Raw genomic sequence first — 9,251 nt, 5'->3', positions numbered from 1 at the left:
CTCCTCTGTCATGGAAACCTCCTGTCTGATGATTGAGAAGGCCCCAATCGTCAGTCAGGTCGGCCGGATCGCAAAGTTCGCGCCGTTATGGGCGGCTCACCCCATCAGCAACATGCGCCAATGCCGCGAAGCGGCTTCGTCCAAGGGCCGATAGCGGTGATGATATTGCCCCGCCACTCATCTCCTAAACAGGTGGAGATCACTTATTGAGCATTCCCCACGCCAACTCCGCAATCCTCTGGAAGCCCTTCCGTCCAGCAATTTCAAATCCCTGAATGGCATACGCCTTGCGTTTTGCCTTGAAACCCTCCGCAGTTTCCTGCGCCAGCTTGTGTGCTTCCTCAAGCTCGCTTCCGCCCATTTCATATGCCGTGCATGCCAACCTCATCTCAAAGATCGTTGCCCGCCCAAATTCTGCAGCAAAAATAGCCGGTGTCTTGCCAGAGAAGGTCTGAAGTGTCGGGTTCGCACCAGCGGCAAGAAGGATCTCAAAACATCGATCAGCTCCGACCTTGGCGGCTGCATGCAATGCGGTCCGGCCAATCACGTCCTGCGCATCGATATCCACATGGAGGTCAACGAGTGCCCATACCATGTCTACATCGTTACGGTCAGCTGCCAACATCAACGCAGTTTGTTTCAAATAGTCCCGCGCATTCAGAACATCCGTGGGCAGTAAGCTGACCAGCTTCAAATGCGTTGAGGCCATCGAATTGGCAAGTTCGTAGGGTTCTTTGGGGTTCCCGGAATAGGTTGGCATTTGACGCATCCACGGAGCGATATGCGCCACCATCTTTGATGTCACAGTGAAGAACGTGTCGCCGCGAACGTCTCTTAGTTTGCGCTTCAACGTTCCACGAAACCGCTTGATGAACCCGCGCACCTCATCCTCTGATGCGCCCGACAAAAGCAAAGCTACGTATGCGCGAATGATCTCGGAATTTTCTTGAAGCGGCGCTTCGATTTCAGCCCCTTTATACGGGCGAACAATGTTGTCCCAGAACCAAGCCGCGTGGTCGGCGGCTGCCAACCGCATTGAATAATCGATCGGGCCTTCGCCGAGTTTCCAGCGAGCTGCATCTTGAGGCTGGACTGATTTGCAAAGAATTCGAAAACTGCGTTCCGCACTACTACGGTTGAATGCACCCTGAGCAACAGCCAGTGAAAAATTGAGCTTTGCGATTTCCAGTTTCACTGGCCCGATGGACCGCGTCCGACAGAGTTCGAGAGCCTTTTCTGCATGCTGACGCGCTTCGTCAAAGTTGCCCGATGACAGTGCGTTGAGGGCGCATAGGTAGGCGAGATCCGCTTCGAACTCGTCAATGCGGGACAAATTTCGAAGCTTTCCGAGACCAGAGGCGACATAGAACTGACGCGCGGGATCATCGCCACGCCACGTCACGAACACATTCTCAATGGCTGCTTGAACCGCTTCTCGCTTTTCAAGTCGTTTCTGGTTGGGCATCCACATTTTGGGTGACCTGACCTGCAAGTTGTCAAATAGGTCAGGCAAATCGGTGTCGTCCGGCATAGACCTAAACATCAGTGATAAAAACTGACCGATGACTTCGGGGGCAGGCAAATTTCCTCTGTTGTCAGTAGTGATAGCGGAGAAAACACTATTCTTTGCCCATTTGGGGAACGAGCCAGAAAATTTTCTTCCCTCTCGCTCTATCGAAGCGTCGTGGCTGGCCAAAGTAGCCTCATGGCTCCACCTGAAGAGCTCGATCAATTGCAAAGCCCTGTTGCGTGTCGGATCCGCGTCGTTCGGTGAGACACCTGGCGTCAAGAAACCAACGAGATCCTTGTAGGCTTGCTCGATCGCGCGCGCCCAAAGCAACAACGAGCGAAGCTGCGACGTCGACAGATGAGCTTCGTCTGAACTCTTGTATGAAAATTGATGATCGTCAGCGAACCATTCCATGAACCTGGAAATCGCTGGTGTCGTCCGGCCTGATTTCCAGTTGTCGAGGGTGCGTCGTCTCTCGTCGTCGTATTCCCCCCAAAGCCGATCTAAGGGGCGGTCAATTTGCTCAAGCCACCAGGTCAGCATGGTCTCGACCGGCAAAATCAAACGATTTAGGTTTACAGGGTCTTGATGAGGCAAAAACCATAGGTCGTCCTCAGGCATCTGAGGCAAAATCGGCTCATCCTGACACCAAAAACCCCAGGTTCTGCCAAGGGCAGGCATAAGGTCAAATGCAAGAAGCACCCAAAGTGCCTGCTGCGGAGTTGCCGAATATGTGCGCGTGTGGAGTTCTAACGCATCCAGAGAAAGTCCAAGCCTCAAGACTTGATCAACAACATCGCCCCATAGAGGTGATGTTTGCTCTATACACAACGCCTGCCTTAGTAGATCAAGCAACTCGAGCGTTCGGTCAGCCCCTCCCTCCAATCGCATTTCCAAACTTGCATAGCGGCTTCGTTCCGCGTGCTGCCATTTCGGCGAGCAGAATAGCGAAACAGCGTAAAGGAGTGCGGAGTGTGAAGTTGGAAGTTGAGCTTTCGGCAGAGGGTCGCGCACGGTCACACCCCGGCCTGTTTTCGGTGCAGCCTGGACAGTTCTGCCTTCACGTTCCGAAACGCCCGTCGATCACTCGGCGTTCGTGAGAAAATCAGCAAACCACCACCTTCCAAGAACAGCTTTGAGTGTTTCTTTCCTGAGACAAAACGCGCCCCGGACTTCACTTCTTTGGCAATCACCTTGTTCAACTCTTTGTCTTTTGAGTAATACACTTTGCACCTCGATAACGGGATGGCGGTGCCACCACCATCCCAATCATTGATTTCAGTAGTTATCGTGGTCGAGCCTTCTGCAGCAGCCTTCGTGCATGCTGCACGCAGCTGGCTGAAGGCTCCTTATTTCCCCTCAGGCGGATTGTTTCCGCGGCCAGAACCAGATTTGTTTCCGGTGGTTGACGGGCCGTTCGTAGGGCGTGAGTTTGCCATATCTATTTCCTCTTCGTTGATCCATTTTCAGCCTCGCAACTAATTGTCGCTTGGCGTGAGAAAGAGATAATCGAGGCCGCTCCCATTCGTGAGGAAATCGGGGATACAGTCACAAAACTGATTACGCGGGAGGAAACAAATGGTCGTACGATCACGCCAGTAGCCATCTCCCATCAAAGGTTAGACCAGTCCGCGCACCGAATGTCTGCTAAGCTCGCTGCACCGTGACTTTGGGGGGCAGAGCTAGAAGGCAGCTCAGGGCCGGAAGCGGCGTCCTTCACAAAGGGCGGTGAGCTGCCGTTCGCTGCGGCTTGCATGAATGGCAGCAATGCGCAAAAGCATTCTTTGCAAAGGTCGGATCGCTGAGCACTATGGAGGGGGTGACTGGACCATGCTGCCAGTCTTGCTCTTCATCCTGCTTTGGCGAGGTGGCGAAAAAATACGCGGCAGATGCGCTACACGCCTCAACCACTTCCCCGTCGACTGTCGCAAATTCATTTTCTGCGTAGGCTGTTCATTGTGCAAAAGTCATAGGATAGAGGGGGACGTAAGTGAATAGAGCGCACCGATTTCAACCCCTGAAGGAAATTCAAGCGTCATGTGCCCAGCATCCCCATCAAATAGAATCGACCGCGGATTTATCATACCCATCGGCGGGGGAGAAGATCGGGTCAAAGAGATGCAGATACACCGCAGGTTTGTCGAGTTGTCGGGCGGGCCTGATGCCAAGATTGTTGTGATCCCGACTGCGTCGATGCTGGACACGACAGGAGCGGAGTACGACCGTATCTTTTCTGGTCTGGGCGCAGGTCAAGTTTTACTAATGCCGATCTCGCGGCGGACGGATTGCGACAACCCGGAATTCGCGCGCTTGCTTGACGAAGCCACGGGTATCTTCATCACCGGTGGGAACCAGCTGCGGCTCTCTGCCATTTTGGGCGGCACGCCTTTAGTCACGCAGATCAGACGGCGAAACGCGTGCGGTGTTCCCGTTGCAGGCACATCTGCCGGTGCATCGATTATGTCAGAGCACATGGTCGCGGGCGGGCAAGGCAACGAAGCTCCTGCCGAGGGTGCCGTTGCGCTGGCGCCCGGTATCGGGCTGACAAACGCCGTTATCATTGACCAGCACTTTACCCAACGTAATAGGCTTGGGCGTCTGCTGACCGCGTCCTCGTTCAATCCGTTTCTGATCGGGCTGGGCATCGACGAGGACACGGCGGCCTTTATCGGGCCGGATGACGTCTTGGAGGTGATTGGCAGCGGCACAGTTACATTGGTCGACGCCAGTCAGATGACCCATTCCTCGATGTGGGATGCCAAACCCGGACAGGCGCTAAGCCTGCTGGGCCTTCGCCTTGACGTCCTGGGTGAAGGGTGTCGTTATGATCTGAAGGCACGGATCGCGTATCCGCCAGAAGACCATCCGGCGCTGTGTACTCTACCGATCGCGGAGACCTGAACAGCCAGTCCAGATGCCGAAAATGATTAATCCATGAGGTAACGAATTGAAGATACTCTCAACCAATGTGTTTGTCGGCCCGAATACCTGGGCAAGCTTTCCTGTCATACGGCACGTCATTGATCTGGGAGTATTGGAGGACTGGCCCTCCGCCAAAATCGGGCCTGATTTTGTTGAAGGTCTAATAGCCGCTCTGCCGGGCTTGGGCGATCACGGCTGCTCTTACGGCACCGAGGGTGGATTTTTGCGCAGATTGCGCGAAGACGACGGCACCTGGATGGGCCACATTCTGGAGCATTGCGCGATTGAGGTGCAGAATGTCGCCGGGACGGATGTAACGTTTGGCCGGACGCGCGGCACGGGCGTACTGGGCCAGTACAATATGGTTTATGCTTACCGCCAGCGCGATGTGGGGTTGGCGGCGGGCGAGTTGGCGATACGGTTGTTGATGCACTTGCTGCCGGCGTCGCTGCGGGAAAAAACTGACTATGTGTTCGATCCTGCATTCGATTGGGAAGGCGAGTTGCGCAGCTTTGTCCTGCATGCCCAACGCAAGGAATTCGGCCCATCGACAGGATCGCTGGTCGCTGCCGCCCAAGCGCGCGACATTCCGTGGATCCGCTTGAACGAGAACTCCCTTGTGCAATTCGGACACGGTAAATACCAGCGTCGCATTCAGGCTACGATCACATCCGAGACCCGTCACATCGCAGTAGAAATTTCCTGCGACAAGGAAGACACGCATAACCTTCTGAACGATCTGGGCCTGCCCGTGCCGCAGCAGCGCATCATATACAGCGCCGACGAGGCTGTGCGGGCGGCGCATGTGATCGGCTATCCTGTGGTGGTCAAGCCCTTGGATGCCAACCATGGACGAGGCGTCTCAATCAACCTTACGAAAGACGAAGAAATCGCGGCCGCGTTTGCAGAGGCCGAAACCCATTCCAAGAGCGCCGCGATTTTGGTCGAGAGTTTCGTCACCGGTTTCGACCACCGGATGCTGGTCGTGAACGACAAGCTGGTTGCGGTGGCCAAACGGGTGCCCGGCCATGTGGTCGGTGATGGCAAACACAGCATCGCCGAACTCGTTGATATCGTGAACCTCGATCCCCGGCGCGGCATCGGTCACCAGAAGGTACTGACCATGCTTGAGATCGACAATCAGGCCAGACGCATGATCGCGGCCGCCGGGCATGCCGCCGACACGGTGCTGCCGAACGGTGAAGTGTTTTATCTGCGTGCAACTGCAAACCTGTCCACTGGCGGCACAGCGATCGATCTGACGGATCTGGTTCACCCCGACAACCGCGATATGGCCGAGCGTGCAATCATGGCTGTAGGTCTGGATGTCGGCGGGGTTGATTTCCTGATCGACGACATCACAAGATCCTACAAGGATATTGGCGGCGCGATCGTTGAAGTGAACGCCGCGCCGGGGTTCCGCATGCACGTCGCCCCGTCCGAAGGCCAATCGCGGGACGTTGCCGGCAAGGTGATCGACATGCTTTTCCCGGCAGGGCAGGAAAGCCGGATCCCCATTGGGGCAATCACCGGCACAAACGGCAAGACGACGACCTCGCGCATGCTGGGCCATATCATGAAGGCCAGTGGCCGCATCGTCGGCATGACCTCGACTGATGGTGTCTATGTTGATGGCAAGCTGAGCGTAAAGGGCGACATGACGGGCCCGAAATCAGCGCATATCGTGCTGCGCGATCCGACGGTCGATTTCGCGGTGATGGAAACGGCCCGTGGCGGACTGGTGCGCAGTGGTCTCGGGTATGAAAAATCCAACGTTGCGGCCTGTCTGAACGTGTCTGCCGATCACCTTGGTCTGGGCGGCATTGATACAGTCGAGCAATTGGCAGTGGTCAAACGTGTGGTCATCGAGAGTGCCACCGACACGGCAGTCCTGAACGCCGACGATATCAACTGCCTCAAGATGGCAGATTACGCCGATGTCGGCGCGATTTTCTACGTCACGATGAACCCCGCTCATGCCTTGGTCAAAGAACACATCAAGGCAGGTGGCAAGGCGATCGTGCTTGAGCCAGGCATGAGCGGCGACATGCTGACGATCTATGACAACGGTCTGCACATGCCCGTTCTATGGTCGCATCTGATCCCCGCCACGCTTGAAGGCAAGGCGATGCATAACGTCCAGAACGCCATGTTTGCCGCGGCGATGGCGTACAGCTTCGGCGTCGATCTCGACAATATTCGCCACGGATTGCGCACCTTCGACACCAGCTTTTTCCAGGCACCGGGGCGCATGAACGTGTTTGACGAGCATCCGTTCAAGGTGATCCTTGACTACGGCCATAACCCCGCTGCGCTAAAGGCGATGGCGGGACTTGCCGACCGGATGGACGTGAAGGGGCGTCGAATTGTCGTGCTGTCGATTCCGGGCGACCGCCGAGATCAAGACGTAATCGACGCGGCCCGGACTTTGTCGGGGCATTTCGATCACTATATCTGCAAGGCAGATGACGATCGGCGCAAACGCGGGCATGATGAAATCCCGCAGATGTTCAGGGCTCATTTTCTCGAAGATGGCATTCCAGACGATCAGATTTCCGTAATCCCCGATGAGGAAGACGCGGTGGCAGCAGGTTTGGAGATGGCCAAACCGGGTGATCTGGTCATTATCTTCGGTGACAACAGTTCGCGCTGCTGGAAACAGATCATTTACTTCAACGCCCCGGAACAACAGCCGCGGGACGACACACCATCTATTGGTGGAATGGCCCCTGTTCCTTTCGAAGATATTTTAGATGTTGATCAAAGCCTGGTGCGCGATGCGCGCGGTGTGCGGTTGGCACGGAGCGATGTTGAAGACGGTGACTGAACACGGCCACGAAACCGACCCGGCGGAGCAGCTCGAGCATGCCCTCGAAAGCCACGCAGCAAAGGTCGATCGCATCCATGTCGAAACCGCCCGCCGTCTAACCGGCCCAGGCTTGCTCTGGGAGTTTCCCGGCGCGGTGATTGATGTCTCTGCGGCTGACCCTGACGTTGAGCGTTTGGCGGAGCTTTGGAACCAGCACGCGCGCGCGGTCCTGGACGCCGTTGGATGGACAGATGAAAGGCTGATCTACCGCCGGTTTCAGGGCGGTATCAATCTGGCAATTTCTGCGCCGATGGATCAACTGCATTCGGCTGTCTTGGCGGCGCAGGTCGCGTGGCATCAATGTGCGTGCGATCTTTTGGGGATGGCCGCGCTGCCATTCGATACGCTGATTGGCAATTTGAAACTCTGTATGACACAAGAGGCCAATCCGGCGCTTTGTGCATTGATCACAGCCGCGACGTCGCGGGGCGTTGATATTTTGTCTGACGGTGACGACGTCTCGATCGGGCACGGTGCGGGATCGCAAACATGGTCCTCGCAAAACTTGCCAGCCCCGCAAGATGTGGAGTGGGCAAATCTGCATGACATTCCAGTGGCGATGATCACTGGCACAAACGGTAAAACGACGACAACACGCCTGTGTGCCGCGATTGCACGTGCAGCAGATAAGATCGCCGGACTGACAACGACAGATGTTGTGCAGGTCGGTGACGACATCCTCGACCGCGGTGATTACTCCGGGCCAGGTGGTGCGCGGATGCTGTTGCGCGATCCACGGGTCGAGATTGCGTTTCTGGAAGTCGCACGCGGCGGCATCCTGCGCCGGGGTCTGGCGACACGCCGTGCCCGCGTCGCGGTTGTGACCAACATCTCGAACGATCATCTCGGTGAATATGGTGTCACCACGCTTGCTGACTTGGCGGAGGCCAAATTCGCCGTGACACGCGCTGTGATGGAGGGCGGCGTGTCCGTCGTGAATGCCGACGACCCCAACGCGGTAAACGCAGCGGCGCACGTGAATTCGGCGATATGGTGGTTTTCGCTGGATCCGGCCTCGCCTCAGATCAACCAGGCGCGATTGAGCGGTCAGCCTTGTGCGTTTCTCGATCAAGGGGCACTGACCCTTTGTGACGGCCCCCATGCGCCATGGTCAGTCAATATATGCGACGTGCCAATTACCCTGCAGGGCGTGGCGCGGCACAACATTTACAACGTTCTTGCAGCCATGTGCGCCTGCGCGGCCCTGAATATCCCACCCAAAGCGATCCGGTCCGGACTTTCAGGCTTTTCTTCCGATTCCAACGATAATCCCGGCCGCTTCAATCAATTTGAATTCAATGGTGCGCGTATTTTTGTCGATTATGCGCATAACCCCGACGCGATTGCGGCGGTCTGCGGTGCGCTGGCACAGGTCCCTGCGGAGCGCCGTTTCATACTGCTGAGCCAGCCCGGCGACCGCACTGATCAGAACATTTATGACGCTACTGCAGCTGCATTGAAATTTCAGCCCGATCACATCGTCGTCGCAGAGATCTCCGACTACCTGCGCGGCCGGGCGCTCGAAGAGGTCCCGCATCTCATCGAGAAGGCTGCATTAAACAGTGGGAGAGATCCCGAAGGTATTTCGCGTGTCAGATCTCCATCCGAAGGTGTGAGGCTCATCCTGCAACAAGCGCAACCAGGTGATCTGATCCTTTTGCTGGTGCTGTCTGATCGTGAGTGTGTCTTCAAGTTACTGGCAAGCAGTTAACTTGATTTATGCAGCGATACCACCTGTCCGATTATAGTTTAGAGTGACTATCACGCCGCACACATTGGCACTGACAACTTTCTGGATCTAACGCCTAATCTGAACTGAAAGTCGGCAAGGGTCTGTCTCCAGACCTTCGCTGCACCCAGCATAAAGGTCGGCTATGGGCCGTCCTCGCCCTCGATCAGCCCCCCTTGGCGGGCCGACGCTGCACCACATACGCGCCCGGTGACATCCTG

The 9,251-nt window shown here is 56.2% G+C and carries 5 protein-coding genes; 3 read left to right on the top strand and 2 right to left on the bottom strand.

Features of this window, described 5'->3' with window-relative positions:
* Positions 1-199 precede the first annotated feature (199 nt).
* Both ACEWPL_RS17565 and ACEWPL_RS17560 read right to left on the bottom strand, forming a co-directional pair.
* Positions 200-2,530: an ankyrin repeat domain-containing protein gene (locus ACEWPL_RS17565; RefSeq protein ID WP_393930838.1), complete on the bottom strand. Its 2,331-nt coding sequence runs from the start codon at positions 2,528-2,530 to the stop codon at positions 200-202.
* Complete coding sequence (locus ACEWPL_RS17560) at positions 2,527-2,712, bottom strand: hypothetical protein (protein ID WP_393930840.1); 186 nt, start codon at positions 2,710-2,712, stop codon at positions 2,527-2,529. Before ACEWPL_RS17560 ends, ACEWPL_RS17565 begins: the two co-directional genes overlap by 4 nt.
* An 835-nt stretch (positions 2,713-3,547) precedes the next feature.
* On the opposite strand from ACEWPL_RS17560, the gene ACEWPL_RS17555 reads away from it, so the two are divergent.
* From ACEWPL_RS17555 to ACEWPL_RS17545, 3 genes are read left to right on the top strand one after another with little or no spacing between them, the layout of a single operon-like run.
* The gene (locus ACEWPL_RS17555) at positions 3,548-4,411 is read left to right on the top strand and encodes a cyanophycinase (protein ID WP_393930842.1); all 864 of its coding nucleotides are present in this window, start codon (positions 3,548-3,550) and stop codon (positions 4,409-4,411) included.
* A 46-nt stretch (positions 4,412-4,457) separates the two neighbouring features.
* On the top strand, positions 4,458-7,259 hold the full coding sequence (gene cphA / locus ACEWPL_RS17550) for a cyanophycin synthetase (protein ID WP_393930844.1): 2,802 nt from the start codon (positions 4,458-4,460) through the stop codon (positions 7,257-7,259).
* On the top strand, positions 7,240-9,012 hold the full coding sequence (locus tag ACEWPL_RS17545) for a Mur ligase family protein (RefSeq protein ID WP_420744375.1): 1,773 nt from the start codon (positions 7,240-7,242) through the stop codon (positions 9,010-9,012). The genes cphA and ACEWPL_RS17545 overlap by 20 nt, the downstream gene beginning before the upstream one ends.
* Positions 9,013-9,251 lie beyond the last annotated feature (239 nt).

This window comes from Roseovarius roseus (assembly GCF_043355935.2).
In the GTDB taxonomy this organism is placed as follows: Bacteria; Pseudomonadota; Alphaproteobacteria; order Rhodobacterales; family Rhodobacteraceae; genus Roseovarius; species Roseovarius roseus.
The sequence above is the reverse complement of the archived record's forward strand: the minus strand, read 5'-3'. Positions and strand labels throughout refer to the sequence as shown.